Source organism: Streptomyces longisporus (assembly GCF_039532765.1).
GTDB classification, from domain to species: domain Bacteria; phylum Actinomycetota; class Actinomycetes; order Streptomycetales; family Streptomycetaceae; genus Streptomyces; species Streptomyces longisporus.
This window is the reverse complement of record NZ_BAAASG010000013.1, coordinates 124,543-147,696: the sequence shown is the minus strand read 5'-3', so window position 1 is coordinate 147,696 and position 23,154 is coordinate 124,543. Positions and strand designations below refer to the sequence as shown.

Below are 23,154 nucleotides of genomic sequence, written 5' to 3'. Positions count from 1 at the left end.
TGCTCCCTCCCGCCGTCGGGTTTCCGCTCCCCCGGCGTCAAGATCCGTTCGTGCACGTACTGTTGAGTCTCGCCGGTCGCTGCCGGTTCTCCGGTCACCGTGGCGTCACAGACTCGTCCCAGGAGCTCGCCCCCGTCGTGTGGCCGGCGCCATGAGCACCGGTGGGTGTACGAGGGAGGAAGGCGGGCATGCGGACGGACGTGCAGCAGGGACCTGAGATCTGGATCCGCGGCCCGGTCACCGTACCGGAGCCGGGACCGCAGCAGCCCGCCCCGTCCACCGCCACCGCCCGGCGCTACTCCTGGGTGGGCGCGCACGGCGGCGCGGGCGTGTCCACCCTCGCCGCCGTCTACGGCGGTCACGACTGCGGCCGCGCCTGGCCAGGCCCCGAGGACCCGCCGTCCGTCCTGCTCGTCGCCCGTACGCATGCGTCGGGGCTGACGGCCGCCCTGCGCACCCTGGAGGTCTTCCGTCTCGGGGAGGCCCCGCCGGGGCTCGACCTCGACGCCGTCGTACTCGTCGCGGACGCGCCGGGGCGGCTGCCGCGGCCCCTCGACCGGCAGCTGCGGCTGATCGAGTCGCTCATCGACGTCTACCGCGTGCCCTGGGTGTCCGACTGGCGCCTCGGTGACCTCGGCGGGTCGCCGCCGCGCGAGACGCAGCCACTGGCCCGCCTCACGGGGGCGGCTAGGCGGTGATGTCCTTCGACGTGAACCGGGCCCATGCCGCCGAGCCGAACACGGCCGCGTAAAGGGCCTGGATCTCAAGGTTCTTCACCAGGTCGTCCCAGTAGACCGGGTCGCGCATCAGGTCGGCGAAGGACAGCCAGTAGTGGGAGAAGAAGTACGGCTGTATCGCGTGGAGCTGGGGTATCTGGTCGAGGATCTGGACGGTGATCAGCAGTCCGACGGTCGTCGCCATCGCGGCGATGCCGCTGCCGGTCAGGGTGGAGACGAACAGGCCCAGTGCCGCGACGCCGATGAGGGACACCGCGACGATCAGGGCGATCAGCACGGCTCTGCCCAGGCCCTCGGTGAAGCTGATCTGTGTGCCGGAGATGGTCGTCAGTTCGCCGAGCGGGAAGAGTATCGCCCCGACGGTGAGCGCCGAGACGGCCACCACGAGGGTGGCGACCAGGCAGAAGGTCATCACCGTCGTGTACTTGGTGAGCAGCAGGCGGGTGCGGCCGGCGGGGGCGACCAGCAGATAGCGCAGGGTGCCCGAGTTGGCCTCGCCGGCGATGGCGTCGCCCGCGATGACGCCGATCGCCATCGGCAGGAAGAACGGGAGCGTCGCGGCCAGTGCGGTGAACACCAGGAACAGGCCGTTGTTGGTGATCTGCGAGATGAAGGCGGGGCCGCCGCCGCGCCCGGGGCCGTCCGGCGAACCGCCGCTGGTCTCGATCTTGACTGCGATGCCGACCAGGATCGGGACGGCCGCGAGTACGGCCAGCAGAGCGAGGGTCCGCCACCGGCGGAACGTGGTGACCAGTTCGCTGCGGAAGAGCCCGAAGGTCCACAGGGGACTCGGCTGACGCACCTCGGACACGACCGCTTCAGCCCGCGACATCGAAGCCCTCCCCCGTCAGTGCCACGAAGGCGTCCTCCAGGGACGCTCGTTCCACGCCGAAGCCGCGGACCCGGACGCCGGCCGTGACCAGCGCGGCATTCACCTCGGCCAGGTCACGGTCCGGGGGCTCGGCGGTCACCCGGTCGTCGGTGACCACGACGTCGGCGGCGCCCTGCTCCTTCAGCACGCGGGCCGCGTCGCCGGGGTCGGGCGTGGTGACGACCAGCCGGCCGCGCACCCCCGCGGCCAGGTCGGCCACGGCGCCCTGGGTGATCAGACGGCCCTGCGCCATCACCGCGGCATGGGTGCAGACCTGCTCGATCTCGTCGAGGAGGTGGGAGGAGAGGAAGACCGTCGTGCCGTCGGAAGCCAACTCCCTGACCAGCGAACGGATTTCGCGCATGCCCTGGGGGTCGAGCCCGTTGGTCGGCTCGTCGAGCACGAGCAGTCTGCGGGGCTGCAGCAGCGCCGCGGCCAGGCCGAGCCGCTGCTTCATGCCCAGCGAGTACGCCTTCGCCTTCTTGCCGGCCGCCGCGGTCAGGCCCACCCGGTCCAGCGCGGCCGCGACACGGGCACGCCGGGTGCGCGGATCGGCGGTCGGGTCGGCGGCGTCGTAACGCAGCAGGTTGTCGCGGCCGGAGAGGAAGCCGTACAGGGCGGGGCCCTCGATGAGGGCCCCGACGTGCGGGAGCACGGTGCGCGAGGCGCGCGGCATGGGCCGCCCGAGGACGCGCGCCGTACCCGACGTGGGTTCGATCAGACCCATCAGCATGCGGATGGTGGTGGTCTTGCCCGAGCCGTTCGGACCGAGGAAGCCGAAGACGCTGGCCGCCGGGACGGTCAGGTCCAGGCCGTCGACGGCGAGTTGCCCGCCGCGGTAGCGCTTGGTGAGCCCATGGGTGGCGATGACGCTGTCACCCGGCGGCTCGCTCTGCTCCGGCTCCGTGGCGGACTCCTCGCCCATCGGCTTCCTCGATTCGTGCATGTGCTGCCTCTCGCGCGGCGGCTACGTACAGTGACTACGTACGAGCGTCGCGCAAGGTTCCCGGCCAAGCGCTCGACGGCTGTGCCGCGATGGGCGGTCGATCGTCAGCGGGCCCGTCGTGGCTGGTCGAGCCCACGCGGCGGAGCCGCATATCGATACAGCCTCGCGCCCCTTTCGGGGCGCTGCGCTCAGCCCGCGTTCGCCGCCCTGATCAAGGCGTCCTTGCTCACCGCGCCGACGTAGACCTTGCCCTTGTCGGTGATCAGGGCGTTGATCAGGCGGGTCTTGAAGACCGTGCCCGAGCCGAACTTGCCGGAGACCTTGTCGCCGAGCGAGTCGAGGAAGCCACCGAACTGGCCGCCGGCCTTGGAGCCGGACGGGATGCCCTTGCCGCCGGTGTCGAAGGTGGCGATGGAGTTCCAGCCCTTGCCGATGACGTTCAGTCCGTCGGCCCCCTTGCCGAGGTCCTGGCCGGGCCTGCCGTGGGGCTTGCCGGCCTTGTGGTCGCCCTTCGGGCCGCCCTCGAAGCGGCCCTTCGCGTGGTCGCCCTGCTTGTCCTCGGTGACCTTGGCACCCTTCGGCGGGGTGAAGGCGAAGGTCGAGGCGCTCGGCTTGGCGAAGCTGACCTGGGTGAAGCCGGCGTCGATCACGGCGGCGCCGCCGCTCGCCGGGGTCAGGGTGAACTTCAGCGGCAGCCCGGTCTTCGAGTCCACGGCCACGGTGATCTGACCGACCGTCGAACCGGACTGCTTCGGCTTGATGACCAGCCGGTACGCGTCACGGCCCGCGACCTGGGCGGTCCCTTCGACGGTCACCGAGGTGGTGGAGTCGACCGACTTCAGGGCGTCCTTGGTGAGGTCCTTGGGTGTGGCGGGGACGTCTTGCTTCTGCTGCTTGTCCGCGCCGGCGGGGGCGGTCGAGTGGTAGACCTCGTTCGACTGGCTGTCGTAGCCCCAGACGTCCTTGCCGTTGTGGATGATGCTGTATTCGGCCGCGTTCTCCAGCAGCGACAGCTTCTGCCTGTCCTGGCCGTCGGCCGCGACGCGCAGGGTGTGCGTGCCGGTGGCGAGCTCCGTGAGCTTGGAGGTCGGATCGGCGGACGAGCCGCCGCCCGACTTGCCGGCGCCGGACGTCAGGCTGCTCTCGAGACCGCCGAGGTTCGGCAGCCCCAGATCCGTGGTGATCTTCACCGTGCCGGACATCTGCTGTACGTCCGACTTGGCGATCTTGTCGATGAGTTGCTGTGCGCTGATCTTCGGCAGACTGGGGTCGCCGGAGTCGGCGAGCGCCGGGACCAGCCCGATGGTCGCCGCCGCCACCCCCACCACCGCGACCGGGACGACGTACCGCGCGGCCTTGCGCCGACCCGCGCGCAGGTCGTCGGCCTCCTCGGCGGTCGTGCTGTCGTCGGATTCGTACGGTGCCATGTGTGCGCTACCTCCGTCGTCGGCGGCGGCTTGTCCAACTCGTGTGTTTCTGTTGTCCACCCCGAGCCGCCATTCTCACCCGAATCGGTGATCAGTGGTGATTTCCGTGGTTTCCATCTCACCAAATCGGCCAGGAGGAAGCGTCAGCCCCGGGGGCCAACTCCGTGTACATCTGGGGTATGACGCGAGAGGGCGACGCCCGCCCCGACCCGTAGGGGTCGCAGGGGAAGACGCCGCCCGCCCGAGGTGAGCTCCCGTCAGCTCTGCAGGAAGACGTAGTCCGCCCGGTACGGGACTCCTACGATCGCGCCGGGCGTGCAGGAGCCTGCCGGGGCCACTCCGCCCACGGTGTTGAGCCGCAGGATCTCGGCGGTGTTCGCGAGCAGGCCGTGGTGCTTGCCGGCCTCGGTGGCCTTGAGGTCGAGCTCGGGGATGTTGCCGTCCCCGTTCGGCGTCCTGGACAGGACGGCCCCGGTCACCGCGCTCCCGTCCGGCGCGATCCACTGCGGGGTACCGGAGTTGGGCGCGACGAAGGAGTGCCGGATGCCGCCGCCGAGCAGGGCACCGACGTCCCGCTGGGCGAAGGCGTAGCCACCGCCGGCGGCGGGCTTGCACTCGTAGATCTGCTTGCCCTTGATCACGGACGCCTGGAAGTTGTGCAGGGCGTCACGGAAGTCGAAGGCGGCGACGGTGACCTTGTGGAGCTGGCCGCGGACGGCTCCGCCGGGGAACTCGGTGGTGTGCAGGTTGGCGTAGAACGAACCCGGGTCGGACTTCAGGGCGGCGAGCAGCGCGGCGTCCTTGACCTCGACCGTGCCGGTGACGCTGTGCCGCCTGCTGTTCTTCAGCAGCTCGGTGAAGTCGACCTTGACGCCGCCGTTGGTGCCCTTGGCGCCCTGGTGGATGTGGAGCATGGTCGGTTTGCCGGTGCCACGCCAGGTCACGGCGACGGACACCTTGTCGTCCTGCACCTTGATGAACTCGAGAGCGGCGCCGTCCTGGTCGCCGACGGCCGGACCGCCCGCCACGGGCACCTCATTGGCCCCGCGCAGACCGGCGGCCAGAAGGGTTCCCCCGGCGTCGTCGGACGCGGTCCCTGCGGTGGCGTGGGCCGGGATCGCCGCGGCGGCGATCCCCCCGGCGGCGGCCACCGCGACAGCGGTGGCCATCAGGCTCTTACGGTGCCTGGAGAACGTCGTCTTCATGCCCATGATTCTGTTTTCTCCCCGTGGACCGGCCGACACCCCCTGCGTCGGCCTTCTGGGGATGACTACGGAAGCGATCTGACTCTGGACTCAGTCCAGGTTTGTGACATGCATCACATCGCCCGAAGCGTGGGTCAGAGGGCCGCTCGACCGACAGCTCAGCCGGCCCGGTGCACCACGGCGTCGCACATCTCCATCAGCGCGAGCTTCGCATCGCACTCCTGCAGCGGAGCCAGGGCCGCCCGCGCCTCCTCCGCGTAGCGCACCGTGTCCCGCCGCGCCTGCTCCAGCGCAGGATGCGCCCGCAGCCCGGCGAGCGCCTCGGCGTGCCGCGCGTCGTCGCTCAGGTCGGAGTCCAGCAGCTCGCACAGGGCGATGTCCTCGGCAAGCCCCAGCCGGGCCGCCCGCTCCCGCAGCCGCAGCACCGGAAGCGTGGGAACCCCCTCGCGCAGGTCGGTGCCCGGGGTCTTGCCGGACTCTCGGGACTCGGAGGCGATGTCCAGTACGTCGTCCGCCAGCTGGAAGGCGACTCCGAGCCGCTCCCCGTACTGTGTGAGCACGTCCACGACCGTCTCGTCGGCGCCCGACATCATCGCCCCGAAGCGGCACGACACGGCCACCAGCGAGCCCGTCTTGCCGCCGAGCACGTCCAGGTAGTGGTCGACCGGGTCCCGGCCGTCCTGCGGCCCCGCCGTCTCCAGGATCTGCCCGGTGACCAGGCGCTCGAACGCCTCGGCCTGCACCCGGACCGCCTCGGGCCCGAGGTCGGCGAGGATGTGCGAGGCGCGCGCGAACAGGAAGTCGCCGGTGAGGACCGCCACCGAGTTGCCCCAGCGGGTGTTGGCGCTGTCCACGCCGCGCCGCACGGCGGCCTCGTCCATCACGTCGTCGTGGTACAGCGTCGCCAGATGGGTCAGCTCCACCACCACGGCCGACGGCACGACCCCCGGCGCGTACGGGTCGCCGAACTGGGCGGCGAGCATCACGAGCAGCGGACGGAACCGCTTCCCGCCCGCCCGCACCAGGTGCTGGGCGGCCTCCGTGATGAAGGGCACCTCACTCTTGGTGGCTTCGAGCAAACCTTCCTCGACGGCCGCCAATCCGGCCTGGACATCGGCTTCCAGAGCCTGGTCCCGCACGCTCAGCCCGAACGGCCCGACGACGGTCACGAGGGGTCTCCTGTCTGCTGGTGTCTACTGGCGGTTACACGGTTTGTCGATAGGTCGCTGACATCACTCAAGTCAGCGTATCCGGTCACCTTTCGATCACCGATGCCGCCCACCCGTCCAGCCTGGGCGGTATCGGATCACGACCGGTATGTTTTTGATCAACCGATAAGAACGAATATCTATCGACTTGTCTATCGGGGTGTCGGCCGACGCGCCTCTCGGCGTGTCCCCCGGCGCGTCCGTACGAGTCGGCACGCCCGATCGCCCCTCCCTCACGAAACGACTCACGAGGACCTCCGGATCCCGGCACGGGGCGCTCGACGGGCGACCGTCATGACAACGACGTGCACCACACGCCAGGTTCCGCTTTCGCCCCCCAATGAGGCGATGGACGGCTGGTTGACCACGAGTTGGGGTCATTGCCCTATTTGCCGTTCTTGCGGATGCCGGTGACTTGACTCACACGGCGGCTCGGACCGACAAGCGCGGCCCCCTCGCCGGTTCCCCTCCCCCGTACGCGAGTTGAGCCTTGGCAACCGCAAAGGATCAAGTGCCCCATAAGCCTCAGCCCAAGGTCAATAGGTGTGATCTGTGAAGCCGACACTTGTTCCCGCCATGTGCTCTCGCATACGTTCCCGGCCAGTCGGGTGGACGCCGAATCCTGCCGCCGCCCGGGCACGACCATCGACCAACTCACTCGCACGGCAGGAGCGGGGGAACCAGGTAGGCCGCCGGACCGGGCATCGTCCCGGGCCGGCTAGGGGTGAAGTCGCGTTGCCGTACGGCTGCGCGGCCGGGCATCTCCCCGCCCGAACCCGACAGCTCACCTCGCAGGCGACGGAGAGGATCCCGCCATGCCTGCAACAGGTCAGCACCGTCGTCCCAGAAGCAACCGCCTCGCCCGCAAGCTCGCCGTCACCGGTACGGGTGCCGCCGTTCTCGCCCTCCCGCTCATCGGGGCGAACAGCGCGTCCGCGGCCACCCCGACCGTCGCCAACGTGAAGTCGATGGGCTACGCCGACAACCTCGACGGCTGGATCCGGGGCGCCCTCCAGGTCATGAAGCAGAACGGCATCCCGGGGACGTACAACGGCATTTACCGCAACATCATCCGCGAGTCCTCGGGCGACCCGGCCGCCATCAACAACTGGGACTCGAACGCGGTCGCCGGCACCCCGTCCAAGGGACTGCTGCAGGTCATCGACCCGACGTTCCTCGCCTACCATGTGCCCGGCACGGCGATGAACCCCTTCGACCCGATCGCGAACATCACGGCCGCCTGCAAGTACGCCGCCGCGCGGTACGGGTCGATCGACAACGTGTTCGGCGCCTACTGAGCGCTCCGCGGGATGTGCGGCAATGTGCCGTCCTTCCTCTGCGGCGTCGTCGTGGCTGGTCGTGCGGTTCCCCGCGTCCCTTGAGGGCGCTGCCGAACCGCACCGGACTTCGCCGAGGCCGCTTGGAGTTCCCCCAGTTCCCCGAGTTCATGGAGCTCGTCGAGTTCCATGAACTCGAAGAACAGTCGCTCGAGGACGACGGCGATGCCGTCGTCCTCGTTCGACAGGGTGATCTCGTCGGCCACCGCCTTGAGTTCGGGGTGGGCGTTGGCCATGGCGACGCCGTGGGCGGCCCAGTCGAACATGGGAATGTCGTTGGGCATGTCACCGAAGGCGATCGTCTGCTGCGGGCCGAGCCCCAGGTGCGCGGCGGCCAGTGCGAGGCCCGTCGCCTTGGTGATGCCGCATGGCTGGAGTTCGACGGTCCCCGGCCCCGACATGGTGACCGTGGCCAGCGAACCCACCACCGAGCGCGCCGTCGCCGCCAACTCGTCGTCGGACAGGTCGGGATGGCGCAGCAGCACCTTGCTGATGGGTTCGCACCACAGGTCGGCGCGCCGGTCGACCCGGACCGCGGGCAGCGTCGGATGCGGCATCAGGTAGCCCGGTTCGATGAGCGTGAGTCCCTCCACACCGTCCTGGTCGACAGCCGCGTACACCTGGCCCACCTCGGCCTCGATCTTGCCGAGGGCGGTCTCGGCCAGTTCCCGGTCCAGGGTGACGGACCACAGCAGACGGTCCGCGCCCACGTCGTACACCTGCGCGCCCTGCCCGCACACCGCGAGCCCCCTGCTGCCCAGTTGGTCGAAGAGCGGCCGCACCCTGGGGGCCGGCCGGCCCGTCACGACCAGGTGCCGGGCGCCGGCCCCGGCGACCCGCGCGAGAGCGGCGAGGGACCGGTCGGAGAGCGTGTCGTCGCCTCGGAGCAGCGTGCCGTCCAGGTCGGTGGCGATGAGTGCATATGCGGTGGGTGCGGCCATGATCAGAGAATACGGACAGGACGCCCCACCGACTCATCGCGAACCGGACGACGGCCGATTGCCCCACCGTCCCTCGCTCAACTCCCTTATCCTTGTGGGCTCTTCATCGTCAGGCAGGGGCCCGCGGCCGCTGCCTAGCCGTGCGCTGCCGCCAGGTGTTTGGCCAGCCTCGGAGAGGCGAACTCGGTGCCGCACACGAAGCGCATCACCGGGCCGTACGACGCCGCGGCCGGCAGGCCGGTGAAGTACAGGCCGGGGACCGAGGAGACGTATCCCGCGCCCAGTTTGGGTGTGCCGCGGCTCACCGCGAGACGCGTGCGCAGCTCGTGGCCGAGGAAGTCCATGGCCGCGATGTCCACCCGGTATCCGGTGGCCGCGATGACATGGTCCGCGGACATATCCAGGATGCGGCCCGCGTGGGTGCGGACCGTCAGCTTGGGGGTGCCCTCGGCCGCGTCCGCCCGCACGATCCGGTCGACCTCGCTGACCTGCACCTTCCCCTCGAAGCGGTCGCGCAGCCACCATGCGCCGAGCGGACCGAGGACGCGCCGCACCAGGTAGTGGCGGGCCTCGGCCGGCAGATAGCGGTAGGGGTGCGGGTAGTAGCTGAGGGCCCACAGGGACCAGGCGCGGCCGAAGGGCGACTCCGGGCGCAGCTTCGGCTGCTTCCACGGCGGTGCGCCGAAGGCGACCCTGCCGCGGCCGCGGGAGACCACCCGCACCCGTGCGCCCGCCTCCGCCGCCAGTGCCGCCGTCTCCAGCGCGGACTGGCCGGCGCCGATCACGATCAGTTCCTTGCCGGCGTAGCGCGTGAGGTCGTGCTGCTGGGAGCTGTGGGAGACCGGGCCCGTGGGGGTGGGTCCGTCCGCGGCGGCGGTGGCCAGTTCGGCCGGCAGGTGCGCGAGGCCGGACAGGCCGGTCGCCACGACGACCGCGCGGGCGGTGAACAACTCGCCGGAGTCCAGCTTGAGTTCGAAGCCTCCGCCCCCCCGCCGGTCGACCGACACCACCCGCACCTGCTCCAGTTCGGGCACCAGCTTCTGCTGGAACCACTCGCCGTAGGCGATGAAGGTCTCGACGGGGATGATGTCCTCGTCCGTCACCAGCCGCCTGATGCCGGCGGCGTCGCAGTAGTCGGCGAGTGTGTGGCCCTGCTGCGGCGCGTCCAGACTGGAGGCGACCGGGGTCGACTTGAGGAGCATTCCGGCGGGCATGTGGTCGCGCCAGCTGACCATGGGCTCGCCGAAGACGCGGACCGGCAGTCCGCGGGCTCGGAGATGGGCGGCGGTGGACAGGCCGAAGGGCCCGGCGCCGATGACTGCAACCGGTTGAATCACGAAGTCCCTCCCCAGGACGCTCACTTCGTCACTTCGTGTGGTTCGTCTCGGGCTGCTGACCGGTCCGGCTAGCCGCCCGAACTGGTGGTGCTGCCGCGGCGGTTGGTCCGCCACAGCTGGTACAGGTGCTTCGCGCCCGGCCGTACGAAGCGCGCGAGCATCGTGAGGAACGGCAGCGGGTCGTCACCCGCGAGCCAGGCCAGCTCCGTCCCGCTCGCGTGCGCCGGTGCGTGCGGCGTCGTATAGCCGCTGCGGCGGTAGGCGAGCAGGGCGGGCAGGTCGATGTTCTCCACGATGTACCGGTGGCCGGCCCGCTGTTCCCCCTCCGGGACGGAGCGGCCGGTCAGGTCGAGATGCATGGCGCGGACGACGTCCACCCCCGACTCGTTCTCGAAGAGCCGGAACTGGGCGCCCATGCGTGGATTGAAGTCGAGGAGTTTGTACTGTCCGTCGCGCCGGTCGAAGCGCAGGTCGAGGTCGATGATGCCGCTGAAGCCGATCTGTTTGATGAAACGCGCGGCGATGTCCGCGAGTTCCGGGTTGTCGACCACGTACGCGTTCGCCGTCATCCCCGCGTGCGGCGGCCAGGAGCGCACCTTCACGCCCGTGAACATCGCGAGCGGGGTGGAGTCCTGGTCGAAGTAGGCGTGCACGATCCAGTCCTCGGCGTCCTCCCTGGGCAGGTACTCCTGGAGGATCACCCCGGGGCACTCGCCCCAGTCGCGGGCGAGACCGAGCAGGCCCTCGCGGGTGGCGATCCGCGTCGTGCCGTTCACCGCCGGCCGTTTGCGCCGTACGAACGCCTCACGGTTCTTGGCCACCACCGGGAAACGGGCCTTCTCGGCGAACGTGACGATGTCGTCGTACGACTGCGGGAAGGCGGCCGTGGGGCTCGGGATGCCGTGTTCCACGCACAGTTCGTGCAGGCCCTGTTTGCTCGCGAGGCGGCGCGGCAGGGCGGGCTCGACCCGCGGGAACAGGAAGCGGCCGGCGAGTTCGTCCTGGTGCTCGGCGATCAGGACGGCCGCCTCCTCGTCGGTGGGGACGAGGACGGTGGGGCGGCCGATGCGGCGCCCGATACGCAGCAGGCCCTCCACCAGACGGGCGGGGTCCTCCGTGCCGGTGGTCGGCCAGACGAAGGCTTTCTCGAGGTAGCGGGAGGAGGCGGCGGGTGTGTAACGGTCCTCGGTGATCGCGTACATGGGCACGCCCAGGCGGCCCAGGCTGCGGATCGCACCCACACCGCCGTGGTGCAGCGGGTAGTCGCCGAACTTGACGATCAGGCCGGGCACTTCACGGTCGGCCGCGAAAGGCACACTGCGCGTGCTGCTGGCCACGGGTCCCCCCACGCGTCCCCCCTACGGACCGGACCCACCCCGTCCGTGTCCCCCAAAGGACGCTAAGCCGGAATTGCCACGTCCGACAAGCCCAATTCGGACATTGCAAACTCTTTAGACACTGCCCAAGACGGGCCACGCGGCCGTAACGTGTGGCGCGGCCACCCAGCGGCCGTATAACGGTTCGCGCAGGTGGCACACGACAGACGGTTCGCGACACAGTGAGAGTGAGGCAGCACCCCATGCCCCCCTTCGATGTCCCCGAGGGCGATCCCTTCGGTCCGCACAACCTTCCGTACGGCGTCTTCTCCCCTGCCGGCTCGACGGAGCGGACCGTCGGCGTCCGGCTCGGCGACCACGTCCTCGACGCGGGCGCGGCGGCGCGCGCGCTCGGCTCGCCGTACGCCTCCCTGCTCGTGCAGCCCTCGCTGAACCCGCTGCTCGCCGCGGGCCGCACCACCTGGTCGGACGTGCGGCGCGCCCTGACGGCGTGGGTGACGGTCCCGGCGCACCAGGAGGCGGTCGAACCCTTCCTGCATCCGCTGGCGTCGGTGACGCTCCACCTCCCGTTCGAGGTCGCGGACTACGTCGACTTCTACGCCTCCGAGGACCACGCCCGCAACGTCGGCCAGATCTTCCGCCCGGACGCCGCGGACTCGCTGACGCCGAACTGGAAGCACCTCCCGATCGGTTACCACGGGCGGTCCGGCACGGTCGTGGTGTCGGGCACGGACGTCGTACGGCCGTCCGGGCAGCGCAAGGCCCCGGCCGATGCGGCGCCCGTCTTCGGGCCGTCCGTCCGCCTGGACATCGAGGCCGAGGTCGGTTTCGTGGTGGGTGTGCCCTCGGAGCGCGGGCGGCCGGTGGCGCTCGGCGACTTCCGGGAGCACGTCTTCGGTCTGTGCCTGCTCAACGACTGGTCCGCGCGCGACATCCAGGCATGGGAGTACGTCCCCCTCGGCCCGTTCCTCGGCAAGTCCTTCGCCACGTCGGTGTCGGCGTGGATCACCCCGCTGGACGCACTGGAGGACGCGCGGGTGGCGCCCCCGGAGCGGACCCATGAGCTGCTGCCGTATCTGGACGACGCGGCCGACTCGGGGGGCGAGCCCGGCGGGTACGACCTGCGGATCTCCGTCGCGATCAACGGTTCCGTCGTCTCCGAGCCGCCGTTCTCCACCATGTACTGGACGGCCGCGCAGCAGCTGGCCCACATGACGGTGAACGGCGCCTCCCTGCGGACCGGCGACCTCTACGGGTCGGGCACGGTGAGCGGCCCGGAGCCCGCGCAGCGCGGGTCGCTGCTTGAGCTGACCTGGAACGGGCGCGATCCGCTGGAACTTCCTGAGGGCAAGCGGACGTTCCTGGAGGACGGGGACGTGGTGACGTTGTCGGCGTGGGCGCCCGGACCGGGCGGGAGCCGCGTGGGCCTCGGCGACGTGAGCGGCCGGATCGTGGCAAGCGCGACGGAGTGAGCGGGAGTTGCGGGGCGTGACGGCGGCGGTACGGGTCGTGCGGGTGGCCGTACGGGACGTGCGAGATGTACGAGGTGTGTCGTACGGGATGGCCGTCGTCCCCTGACTCCTGCGCCGTTCGCCGTCATACTGGCGGCGGGCGCAGTGTGCGCCGAGCCGCACCACCGCACCGCCCCGCCCCTTCCTCCGACCAGGATCCGGAGACCGTGGCATGACCGTCTGTCTGCTCCTGCTCAGCGTCGTCGCCTTCATGGCCGCCGTGCCGGTGCCGCGTGCGCTGGTGCGGTCGGCGTGGCCCGAGCGTGAGCCCGTGGTCGCGCTGTGGGTGTGGCAGTGCCTGGTCGCCACCGTCCTGCTGTGCTGTCTGACGGCGCTCGTGCTCGGCGCGGCCGCCGTGTTCCACACCTTCCGCGACCACGTCTTCGCGCCGGCGCCGCCGGCCGTGACCGCGGCGTACGACCTGACCGCCGCCCCCGCCTGGTCCGCGGCCCTCACGCTGCTGCTGGCCTGCGGAGCCGCCTGGACGACGGCGATGCTCGCCCGCGAACTCGTCGAGGCGCGCCGCCGCCGCGGGCAGACCCGGGCACATCTGCGCGAACGCGCCCCCGAGCTGCCCGCCGGACTGGAGGAGGCGGCGCGCGGCCCGCTGCTGGTGCTGGAGGACGAGTACCCGGACGCCTGGTGGATGCCCGGCCACCCGCCCCAGCTGGTCGTCACCACGGGCGCCCTGCACCGGCTCACCGACCACCAGCTCGACGCGGTCCTGACGCATGAACGCGATCATGCGCGGGCGCACCACGACTGGCTGCTGCATCTGTCCAGCGCGCTGGCCACCGGCTTCCCCCGCATCCCGCTGTTCGCCCACTTCTGCGAGCAGACCCACCGGCTGGTGGAACTGGCCGCGGACGACACGGCGTCCCGCCGGTGCGGCCATCTGACCACCGCGCTCGCCCTGATCGAGCTGAACCAGCACCGCGGCGTGCTGTCCTGCGCCTCCAGCCACCGCCTCCTCGGCGAACGTGTCGACCGCCTCCTGGAGCCGCCGCCGCGGCTTGGCCGCCGGCACCGGGCGCTGACGACGACGGTGGCGGCGCTGGTGCCATTGCTGCCGCTGCTGATCGCGTTCGCGCCGGGGTTGACGGCGCTGGGGTGATCCCTTCCTGGGGGCTGCCGCCCCCAGCCCCCCGCTTCGGCCTGACGGCCTCGTCCTCAAACGCCGGACGGGCTGAAATTGGCTGAGCTGGTCTCGTCCGTGCATGCCGACAGGCACGGGCGTCATGGCAGATCTTGCTCTGGAGCGGACGTATCGGCAGGTCAGCGGGCGACCTGACGCCCCGGCAAGTGGCGCAACACTGCTGCAACACTCCATTCCCTACCAGCTCGCTATGGTTCGAAGCATGCCTCCCGTCGACCGCATCCGAGACCACGCCGGACAGGGCGCGACCACCGTCGCCGCCCACCGCGCGCGGCGCCGGCTGCGTGCCGACCAGGCCAGGCAGCTCGCCGACCTGCTCCGCCACCAGCTCCTGGCCGGCGGTTTCCCGGACCGCGCACTCCCGCACGAGACGACCCTCGCCACGGAGTACCGCGCCACCCGCAACACCGTCCGCCAGGCCCTGGACCTGCTCAGGGCCGAAGGCCTCGTGGAACGGCTCCCCGGAGTGGGCACCGTGGTCGTCGCCGAGAAGTACCCGCACGGCCTCGACCATCTGATGGGCCTCGCGGAAACCCTCCACGAGCACGGCCGTGTCACCAACGAGGTCCGCACCATGGGCCCCGCCCCCGCACCCGCCCCCGTCGCCGAACGCCTTCGCGTCCCCGCCGGCGACGACGTCCTCTACATCGAACGCCTGCGTCGGCTGAACGGCCTTCCTCTCTCCCTGGACCTCACCTACATCCCGCTCGACATCGGCACCGCCCTGCTCGGCGCCGACCTGGAGAACACCGACGTCTTCCGCCTCCTGGAGACGAGCACCGGGCAGCGTCTCGGGCACGCCGAGATCACCCTGGAGGCGGTCAACGCGGACACCCACTCCGCCGCCGTGCTCGAAGCCCCGCGCGGCGCGGCCGTCCTCATGCTGGAACGGCTCACGCACCTCGCCGACGGCCGCCCGGTCGACCTGGAGTTCATCCGCTTCCGCGGCGACCGCATCACGATGAGCGGTCTGCTGCACCGCTCCCTCTGACCTCTCCCCGTCCCCTTTCAGACCCGTTTCCTGGAGACAGCCATGCCTTTGGCGCCCCAGCGGGCCGACGTGCCCGTGACCATCGACGAGTCGAAGTGCATCGACGGCTGCACCCTCTGCGTCGACATGTGCCCGCTGGACTCCCTCGCCATCGACGAGAGCAGCGGCAAGGCCTATATGCACGTCGACGAGTGCTGGTACTGCGGCCCGTGCGCGGCCCGCTGTCCCACCGGAGCCGTGACCGTCAACATGCCCTATCTGCTCCGGTGAAAGGCCCCGAACTTCCATGAAACGCACAGCAGTTGCCGCAGCCGCCCTCCTTCTCCTCCCTCTGACGGCCTGCGGTGGCAACGCGGTGGCCGGAAGCGACGGCTCCACGGTCACCGTCACCGTCGGCTACCAGTCCAAGACCATCAACACGGTCACCGCGGGCACCCTTCTGCGCTCCCTCGGCTACTTCGAGAAGGAGCTGAACGCGCTGGGCGACGGCAAGCACTACAAGGTCGACTGGCAGGACTACGCCACGGGCGCCCCCATCACCGCCCAGATGACCGCCGGGAAGATCGACATCGGCTCGATGGGCGACTTCCCGCTCCTCATCAACGCAGCCCGCGGCAAGCAGCTCGGCAGGCCGACCCACCTGGTCTCGGTCACCGGCTACAACCTGCGGGGCGGTCTCAACACGATCGTCACCTCCCCGGACTCGAAGCTGGCCACTCTCACCGACCTGAAGGGCAAGAAGGTCTCCACGAGCGTCGGCTCCGCCGCCGACGGCACGCTCGTACGGGCCCTGCAGCGCGTCGGCATCGACCCCGACAAGGGCATCCAGAAGCTCAACCAGCAGCCCGCGGTCGGCGCCTCGGCCCTGTCGGCGGGCAGCGCGGACGCCCTGTCGCAGTTCGTCGCCTGGCCAGGACTGCTCACCTTCCAGGGCAAGGCGAAAGCCCTGTACGACGGCGCCCAGCTGAACCTCCCCACCTTCCACGGCGTCACCGCCCGCGAGGACTTCGCCAAGCAGCGGCCCGCCGTCCTCGAGGCCTTCCTCAAGGCCCAGTCGCAGGCCACGGACTTTCTCAACGCCCACCCGGTCGCCGCCGCCGAGTCGGTCGCCAAGGCCACCGGACTGCCCGCCGAGGTCGTCTACCTCTACAACGGCGCCCACGGCATCTCCACCTTCGACCCGGCGGTCAAGCCGCAGCTGGTCTCCGCCCTGAAGAAGGATGTCGCGGTCCTGAAGTCGGCCAAGCTGACCGGCGACATCGACGTGGACTCCTTCGTCGACGACCAGTACGTGAGGAAGGCCCTCGGCGCGGACTACGCCCAGCGGCTCACCGCGACGCCGCCGGCCTCCGCGAGCGAGGTGTGGCCCAAGGGCGCCGAGAAGACCGTCTCCTTCAAGTCGCCTGCCGAGCTGCTCGGTTACGTGAAGACGCACAAGGACGGCATCCGCGCCGCCTACGTCCCCGACGCCACCACCGGCACCCTCTGGTTCGCCGACAAGGCGGTCTGGGTGGCCGACGGCAGCCGGCTCCTCCCCTTCGTCGCCCCCGCCACCGCCACGGCATACGTCGCCGCTCACGGAGGCGCCCGCGTCATCACGTACGCCGACGCGCTGGGGCGGGCGTCGTGACCCGGCGAACGCCGCGACAGGAGAACCGGTTCGCGCCCCGCCGTCCGCGGCGCTCGGGCCGGTACGCCCTGCGGCTCGCCTCGCTCGCGGCCGCCCTCGGCGCCTGGCAACTGCTGGCCGGACTCAAGGTCGACCTGTGGCTGCGCTTCTCGCAGTTCCCGACCGTCACCGATGTGGCCCGCACCTTCGCCGACCGGCTGTCCGGCCCCGACTACTGGACGGACCTCACCGACAGCCTCACCCGCATCCTCACCGGCTTCCTGCTCGCCGCCGTGCTCGGCGTGGCGACGGGCGTGCTCGTGGCGCGCTCCCGCCTCGCCGAGGACCTGCTCGGGCCGGTGCTGGAGGTCATCCGCCCGATTCCGGCGATCGCCCTGGTCCCCGTCGCGATCCTGCTCTTCCCCTCCAACGAACAGGGCATCGTCTTCATCACCTGCACCGCCGCCTTCTTCCCCGTCCTGGTCTCCACCCGGCATGCGGTCCGCGCGCTGACCCCCGTCTGGGAGGAGGCGGTCCTCACCATGGGCGGCGGCCGGTGGCGGATCCTCGGCTCCGTCGTCCTGCCGGGCGCGCTGCCCGGCATCTTCGGCGGGCTGTCGGTCGGCATCGGCGTCTCGTGGATCTGTGTGATCTCCGCCGAGATGATCTCCGGCCAGTACGGCGTCGGGTACCGCACCTGGCAGGACTACACCGTCGTCAACTACGCGGGCGTCTTCGTCGGCATGATCACGATCGGCGTGCTCGGCTGGGTCACGTCCACGGCGGTGGAGCTCCTCGGCCGCCGGCTGACCCGCTGGCTGCCGCGCACGTCGTACATCCCCGGCGCACGGACTCCCCGTCCGGCGCGCGGTGCCGCCGCCCCCGCACCGGTGAGCCCCACCGCCAAGGAGGAGGCGCCTCATGACCAGCTCGTCTGACCTCCGCTCGCCCGTCCGCGCAGGCGCGGGACTGGCCCTGCGGGACGCCACGCTCGGACGGCCCGGCGCACCCGTGCTGGAGGGAGTCGACCTCGACGTGGCGCCCGGCGAGATCCTCACCCTCGTCGGCCCCTCCGGCTGTGGCAAGTCGACCCTGCTGCGCACCCTGGCCGGACTGCTCGCGCCCCTCGCCGGGGACGTCGGCCAGGACGGGCACCCGCTGACCGGTCCCGCCGCCGACCGCACACTGATCTTCCAGGAGGACGCCCTCCTGCCCTGGCGCACCTTGCGCGCGAACGTGGAACTGCCCCTCGCCATCAAGGGACTGCCCCGTGCGGAGCGCCGGCGCCAGGCGGAGGACTGGCTGGAGCGCGTCGGCCTCGCCGAACAGTCACGGCAGCTGCCCCACCGCGTCTCCGGCGGACAGCGCGGGAGGGCCCAGCTGGCGCGCGCGCTCGCGGGCGCACCCCGCGCCGTCCTCATGGACGAACCCTTCGGCGCCCTCGACGCCCAGACCCGCGCCGGCATGCAGGGCCTGCTGGTGGAGGTACTGCGCGGCACGGGCGCGACGGTCGTCTTCGTCACCCACGACGTGGACGAAGCCCTCTTCCTCGGCGACCGTGTGGCCCTCCTCGGCAACGGCCGTCTGACCGCCGTACGCGAAGTGCCGCGTCCGCGCGACCGTACGGCGCACGACGATCCCGCGCGCGTGGCGCTGCGGCGCGACGTCCTCACCTCGCTCGGTACCTGAAAGGCCCCCCGGTGACCACCCCCTCCGTGAACACGCCCCTGGAGATCCCCGCCCTCACCGACGCCGAGGAGATCCGCTGCGACGTCCTCGTCGTCGGTGGCGGCACCGCCGGCACCATGGCCGCGCTGACCGCCGCCGAGCACGGCGCGAACGTCCTCCTGCTGGAGAAGGCCCACGTCCGCCACTCCGGCGCGCTCGCCATGGGCATGGACGGCGTCAACAACGCGGTCATCCCCGGCCGCGCCGAGCCCGACGACTACGTCGCCGAGATCACCCGCGCCAACGACGGCATCGTCGACCAGTCCACCGTCCGCCAGACCGCCACCCGCGGCTTCGGCATGGTGCAGCGCCTGGAGTCGTACGGCGTGAAGTTCGAGAAGGACGAGCACGGCGACTACGCGGTCCGCCAGGTCCACCGCTCCGGCTCCTACGTCCTGCCGATGCCGGAGGGCAAGGACGTCAAGAAGGTCCTGTACCGGCAGCTGCGGCGACGCGAGATGCGGGAGCGGATCCGCATCGAGAACCGGGTGATGCCGGTGCGCGTGCTCACCGCCGAGGGGCGCGCGGTGGGGGCGGTCGGCTTCAATACGCGCACCGGCGCGTTCGTGGTGGTGCGCGCGGGCGCGGTGATCCTGGCGACCGGCGCATGCGGCCGGCTCGGCCTCCCGGCTTCCGGCTATCTCTACGGCACGTACGAGAACCCGACCAACGCCGGTGACGGATACGCCATGGCCTACCACGCGGGCGCCGAGCTCACCGGTATCGAGTGCTTCCAGATCAACCCGCTGATCAAGGACTACAACGGGCCGGCCTGCGCCTACGTCGCCAACCCCTTCGGCGGCTACCAGGTCAACCGGCACGGTGAGCGCTTCGTCGACTCCGACTACTGGTCGGGCCAGATGATGGCCGAGTTCGCGGCGGAGGTCGCGAGCGACCGGGGTCCTGTGTACCTGAAGCTGAGTCACCTCCCTGAGGAGTCGATCTCCTCCCTGGAGTCGATCCTGCACTCGACGGAGCGGCCCACCCGGGGGACCTTCCATGCGGGCCGAGGCCACGACTACCGCACCCACGACGTCGAGATGCACATCTCCGAGATCGGCCTGTGCGGCGGCCATTCGGCCTCGGGCGTACGAGTCGACGACCACGCCCGCACGACCGTCCCCCGCCTGTACGCCGCCGGCGACCTGGCCTGCGTGCCGCACAACTACATGATCGGCGCATTCGTCTTCGGCGACCTGGCGGGCGCGGACGCCTCCCCGTACACGCCGTACGAAGGCGAGTTGCCCGCCGACCAGCTCCAGGACGCGCACGAGCTGATCTACCGCCCCCTGCGCAACCCGGACGGCCCGCCGCAGCCCCAGGTCGAGTACAAGCTGCGCCGCTTCGTGAACGACTACGTGGCCCCGCCGAAGTCCGGCGCCCGCCTGTCCCTGGCCCTGGAGGCCTTCGAGCGGATGCACGACGACATCGCGGCGATGGGTGCGCGCACCCCTCACGAACTGATGCGCTGCGCCGAGGTCTCCTTCATCCGCGACTGCGCGGAAATGGCCGCCCGGTCCTCCCTGGCGCGCACGGAGTCGCGCTGGGGCCTCTACCACGACCGCATCGACCACCCCCGGCGCGACGACGCCTCCTGGTTCCACCACCTCGACCTGCACAAGTCCCCCTCCGGTTCGATGGAGTTCACGGCCCGTCCCGTGGCTCCCTATCTGGTCCCCGTCGACGGGTTCACGCCCGTGGGCGGCCCGTCGCGGTACATCGGCGAGGTCCACGCCGAGGACGTGGCGACCGCCGGGTCGCGGGATGTGGCGCCGGTCGCCACGGGGCCGACCTCCGCACGTGCCACCACGCCCGTGGGCCACGGCTCGGGCGCGACCGCCTCGCCCCGGCTGCTGGAGCTGCTGGAGCTGGCCGAGGAGCAGCCTGAACTCGCCGCGATCGAGCCCTACTTGACCGACCTCGACGCCGCCGTGCGGCGCACTGCGGTCTCGGTCCTCACCGAGACGGTGCCGCCCGGCACCGGGCAGGCCCTGGCCGGCGCCCTCAGCGACCCCGACGGCGACGTGCGTGCGGCCGCCGCGGCCTCACTGCGCGAGCTGGTCGAGACCCTCCCGCCCGAACCCGACCTGGGTGCCGCCCTCACCGCTGCGGTCGCCGAGGCGGACCCCGTGGTCCGCGCCGCCGCCCTCGACGTGCTGCGCGCCCTGCGCCTGGGGAACGTCGGGGTGTTCGCCGGGGCGCTGGACGATCCCGACATCGCCGTCCGTATCGAAGCCGTGCGCGCGCTCGTCTCGGTCGACGCGGTCGAACCGCTGTCCGGTGCGGCGGCCGACGCCTCGCGCGAGGTCCGCGTCACCGTGGCCAAGGCGCTCGCCGCCGTCAGCCCCCAGGCCCGTACTGCGAGCGGCCGGGAGCTGCTCACCGGCACCCTGGACCGGCTCACCGAGGACAGCGATCCCCTGGTCCGCGGTGCCGCGCTCGGCGCGCTGGCCACCGTCGGCTGCCCGGCCCCGCTCGCCGCGCGTGCCGTGGCCGCGCTGGCCGACCCGGCGTGGCAGGTCCGCGCCGGTGCCGTCACCGCCCTGTCCGCCGCGCCCGCCGACACCGCCGTGCCCGCCCTCGCCAAGGCGCTCGCCGACCCCAACGCCGACGTGCGCAAGGCGGCGGTGCTCGCCCTGACCCGGCACAACGGCACAGCGGAGGCCCGGGCGGCCCTCGCCACCGTCACGTCGGACCCGGACGCGGACGTCAGGGCGTATGCGGCGCGGGGGCTGTGACGGCGCCCGGGGCCCTGTGATGTGCCCTCAGCCTCGGGTCGGCTCCGACCAGCCGGCCCGCCTCTATATCCAGTCCGGTTCCGGCTCCGCGTCCATCTCGGGCCAGTCGTCCTCGGCGGCTGCACCGGCTCCCGCACCGGCATCCCCGGCGGGAGCCGTGTGAGGTGCGCCGTCCAGTGAGGCCAGTACCTCCAGCACCCCTTCCCCATAAGTCGCCAGCTTCTTCTCACCGACCCCGCTGATGCCGCCGAGCTGAGTCACCGACGTCGGCCAGGCGGTCGCGATCTCTCTAAGCGTGGCGTCGTGGAAGATGACGTACGCCGGGACGCCCTGTTCGCGGGCCTGCTCGGCGCGCCAGGCGCGCAGCGCCTCGAACGCGGGCTGCAGTTCCTCGGGCAGCTCGGCCGCCGCGGCCCTGGCCTTGCGCTCGCCCCTGCCGGAGGCGCCCGATGCAGAGCGCGAGGCCACCGGCTTCTTCGGCTCCTTGCGCAGCGGTACTTCCCGCTCGCGCCGGAGCACCGACCCGCTGGCCTCGGTGAGCACCAGCGTGCCGTACTCCCCCTCGACCGCGAGCAGCCCCTGCGCCAGCAACTGCCGTACGACGCCCCGCCATTCGCCCTCGTCGAGCTCCTCGCCGATGCCGAACACGGACAGCTGGTCGTGGTCGAACTGGATCACCTTGGCCGTGCGCTTGCCGAGCAGGATGTCGACGATCTGCACGGCACCGAACTTCTGCCCCCGCTCCCGTTGCAGCCGCACCACCGTCGACAGGACCTTCTGCGCGGCGACCGTGCCGTCCCAGGTCTCCGGCGGGACCAGGCAGGTGTCGCAGTTGCCGCAGCCCGCGGGGTCGGGCTCCTGGCCGAAGTAGGCGAGCAGCTGGCCGCGCCGGCACCGGGCGGTCTCGCACAGCGCCAGCATCGAGTCGAGATGGGCGGCGGCCCGGCGCCGGAACGCCTCGTCGCCCTCGCCGGACTGGATCAGTTTGCGCTGCTGTATGACATCGTTGAGGCCGTACGCCATCCATGCCGTCGACGGCAGCCCGTCCCGGCCGGCGCGGCCCGTCTCCTGGTAGTAGCCCTCGACCGACTTCGGCAGGTCGAGGTGGGCGACGAACCGGACGTCCGGCTTGTCGATGCCCATGCCGAAGGCGATGGTCGCGACCACGACCAGGCCGTCCTCCCGCAGGAAGCGCGACTGGTGGGCCGCGCGCGTGCCTGCGTCCAGGCCTGCGTGGTAGGGCACCGCCTCGATGCCGTTGCGTGACAGGAACTCTGCCGTCGACTCCACCGACTTGCGGGACAGGCAGTACACGATGCCCGCGTCCCCTTCGTGCTCCTGCCGCAGAAAGCTCAGCAGCTGCTTCTTGGGGTCGGCCTTGGGCACGATCCGGTACTGGATGTTGGGCCGGTCGAAGCTCGCGACGAAGTGCCGGGCCGTCGGCATGTGCAGCCGCTGGGTGATCTCCTGGTGCGTGGCGTGCGTGGCCGTGGCCGTGAGCGCGATCCGAGGGACGTCCGGCCAGCGCTCGCCGAGGAGGGACAGGGAGAGATAGTCGGGGCGGAAGTCGTGGCCCCACTGGGACACGCAGTGTGCCTCGTCGATCGCGAAGACCGCGATCTTGCCGCGGGAGAGCAGGTCCAGCGTCGAGTCGAGGCGCAGTCGCTCCGGTGCGAGGTACAGCAGGTCCAGCTCGCCGGCCAGGTATTCGGCCTCGACGACCCTGCGCTCGTCGAAGTCCTGCGTGGAGTTCATGAACCCGGCGCGCACGCCGAGCGCACGCAGCGCGTCCACCTGGTCCTGCATCAGCGCGATGAGGGGCGAGATCACGATGCCGGTGCCGGGTCTGACCAGGGCGGGGATCTGGTAGCACAGCGACTTGCCGCCGCCGGTCGGCATGAGCACCACGGCGTCGCCGCCGGTCACCACATGCTCGATGACGGCTTCCTGCTCGCCGCGGAAGGCCTCGTAGCCGAAGACCCGGTGCAGCGTGGCCAGCGCCTCGCTCTCGGTCACCCCTGGCATCTCGCTGATCCCGCCCATCCCACCCATAGTTCCGTCCCCCGTACGTCGTC

The 23,154-nt window shown here is 71.2% G+C and carries 18 protein-coding genes, 1 pseudogene and 1 riboswitch; of the genes and pseudogenes, 10 read left to right on the top strand and 9 right to left on the bottom strand.

The genetic code is table 11. The annotated features are described in order from the left end of the window. The first annotated feature begins 188 nt into the window (after positions 1-188). Positions 189-698 carry a DUF6668 family protein gene (locus ABD355_RS28685; protein WP_344403623.1) on the top strand — a complete coding sequence of 170 codons (510 nt, stop codon included), beginning with the start codon at positions 189-191 and terminating at the stop codon, positions 696-698. On the opposite strand, the gene ABD355_RS28680 is transcribed toward ABD355_RS28685, so the two are convergent. The 5 genes from ABD355_RS28680 to ABD355_RS28660 form a co-directional block, all read right to left on the bottom strand. Continuing rightward, positions 688-1,569 (bottom strand): ABC transporter permease, encoded by an 882-nt coding sequence (locus ABD355_RS28680; RefSeq protein ID WP_344403622.1) that lies wholly within the window; start codon positions 1,567-1,569, stop codon positions 688-690. The two genes, ABD355_RS28685 and ABD355_RS28680, sit on opposite strands and share 11 nt — an antisense overlap. Next, on the bottom strand, positions 1,556-2,533 hold the full coding sequence (locus ABD355_RS28675; protein ID WP_344403668.1) for an ABC transporter ATP-binding protein: 978 nt from the start codon (positions 2,531-2,533) through the stop codon (positions 1,556-1,558). The genes ABD355_RS28680 and ABD355_RS28675 overlap by 14 nt, the downstream gene beginning before the upstream one ends. A 209-nt stretch (positions 2,534-2,742) precedes the next feature. Next, positions 2,743-3,981, bottom strand: a complete 1,239-nt coding sequence (locus ABD355_RS28670) for a LolA family protein (protein ID WP_344403621.1) — start codon at positions 3,979-3,981, stop codon at positions 2,743-2,745. A 257-nt stretch (positions 3,982-4,238) separates the two neighbouring features. Beyond that, on the bottom strand, positions 4,239-5,186 hold the full coding sequence (locus tag ABD355_RS28665) for a CHRD domain-containing protein (protein ID WP_344403619.1): 948 nt from the start codon (positions 5,184-5,186) through the stop codon (positions 4,239-4,241). Positions 5,187-5,344: 158 nt separating this feature from the next. After that, positions 5,345-6,355 carry a polyprenyl synthetase family protein gene (locus ABD355_RS28660; RefSeq protein WP_344403618.1) on the bottom strand — a complete coding sequence of 337 codons (1,011 nt, stop codon included), beginning with the start codon at positions 6,353-6,355 and terminating at the stop codon, positions 5,345-5,347. Positions 6,356-7,031: 676 nt separating this feature from the next. After that, a riboswitch (cyclic di-AMP (ydaO/yuaA leader) is annotated at positions 7,032-7,205 on the top strand. A 4-nt stretch (positions 7,206-7,209) separates the two neighbouring features. On the opposite strand from ABD355_RS28660, the gene ABD355_RS28655 reads away from it, so the two are divergent. Beyond that, positions 7,210-7,692: a transglycosylase SLT domain-containing protein gene (locus tag ABD355_RS28655; RefSeq protein WP_344403617.1), complete on the top strand. Its 483-nt coding sequence runs from the start codon at positions 7,210-7,212 to the stop codon at positions 7,690-7,692. 179 nt (positions 7,693-7,871) lie between these two features. Here ABD355_RS28655 and ABD355_RS28650 read toward each other — a convergent pair. The 3 genes and pseudogenes from ABD355_RS28650 to ABD355_RS28640 form a co-directional block, all read right to left on the bottom strand. Next, positions 7,872-8,672, bottom strand: a pseudogene (locus tag ABD355_RS28650) (HAD family hydrolase); the annotation flags it as partial. A 134-nt stretch (positions 8,673-8,806) separates the two neighbouring features. After that, positions 8,807-10,009: an NAD(P)-binding domain-containing protein gene (locus ABD355_RS28645; protein WP_344403616.1), complete on the bottom strand. Its 1,203-nt coding sequence runs from the start codon at positions 10,007-10,009 to the stop codon at positions 8,807-8,809. 68 nt (positions 10,010-10,077) lie between these two features. After that, entirely contained in the window at positions 10,078-11,346 is a 1,269-nt protein-coding gene (locus ABD355_RS28640; RefSeq protein ID WP_344403615.1) for a carboxylate--amine ligase, read from the bottom strand. 242 nt (positions 11,347-11,588) lie between these two features. Here ABD355_RS28640 and fahA point away from each other — a divergent pair, with 242 nt between their 5' ends. The 8 genes from fahA (at position 11,589) to ABD355_RS28600 (ending at position 21,079) form a co-directional block, all read left to right on the top strand. Next, the gene (fahA, locus tag ABD355_RS28635) at positions 11,589-12,818 is read left to right on the top strand and encodes a fumarylacetoacetase (RefSeq protein ID WP_344403614.1); all 1,230 of its coding nucleotides are present in this window, start codon (positions 11,589-11,591) and stop codon (positions 12,816-12,818) included. A gap of 211 nt (positions 12,819-13,029) precedes the next feature. Beyond that, complete coding sequence (locus tag ABD355_RS28630) at positions 13,030-13,971, top strand: M56 family metallopeptidase (RefSeq protein WP_344403613.1); 942 nt, start codon at positions 13,030-13,032, stop codon at positions 13,969-13,971. A gap of 244 nt (positions 13,972-14,215) precedes the next feature. Next, a complete protein-coding gene (locus ABD355_RS28625) occupies positions 14,216-15,004 on the top strand; it encodes a GntR family transcriptional regulator (RefSeq protein ID WP_344403612.1) in 789 nt (262 codons plus the stop codon). A gap of 42 nt (positions 15,005-15,046) precedes the next feature. Further along, complete coding sequence (locus ABD355_RS28620) at positions 15,047-15,274, top strand: 4Fe-4S dicluster domain-containing protein (RefSeq protein ID WP_030347217.1); 228 nt, start codon at positions 15,047-15,049, stop codon at positions 15,272-15,274. 16 nt (positions 15,275-15,290) lie between these two features. Beyond that, positions 15,291-16,634 (top strand): ABC transporter substrate-binding protein, encoded by a 1,344-nt coding sequence (locus tag ABD355_RS28615; RefSeq protein WP_344403608.1) that lies wholly within the window; start codon positions 15,291-15,293, stop codon positions 16,632-16,634. Between the two features lie 68 nt (positions 16,635-16,702). After that, entirely contained in the window at positions 16,703-17,551 is an 849-nt protein-coding gene (locus ABD355_RS28610; RefSeq protein WP_344403666.1) for an ABC transporter permease, read from the top strand. Beyond that, positions 17,535-18,302, top strand: a complete 768-nt coding sequence (locus tag ABD355_RS28605; protein WP_344403606.1) for an ABC transporter ATP-binding protein — start codon at positions 17,535-17,537, stop codon at positions 18,300-18,302. Before ABD355_RS28610 ends, ABD355_RS28605 begins: the two co-directional genes overlap by 17 nt. An 11-nt stretch (positions 18,303-18,313) precedes the next feature. Then, the gene (locus ABD355_RS28600; RefSeq protein ID WP_344403605.1) at positions 18,314-21,079 is read left to right on the top strand and encodes a fumarate reductase/succinate dehydrogenase flavoprotein subunit; all 2,766 of its coding nucleotides are present in this window, start codon (positions 18,314-18,316) and stop codon (positions 21,077-21,079) included. Between the two features lie 63 nt (positions 21,080-21,142). Here ABD355_RS28600 and recQ read toward each other — a convergent pair whose 3' ends face one another. Then, complete coding sequence (gene recQ, locus ABD355_RS28595) at positions 21,143-23,131, bottom strand: DNA helicase RecQ (RefSeq protein ID WP_344403604.1); 1,989 nt, start codon at positions 23,129-23,131, stop codon at positions 21,143-21,145. Between the last annotated feature and the right edge of the window lie 23 nt (positions 23,132-23,154).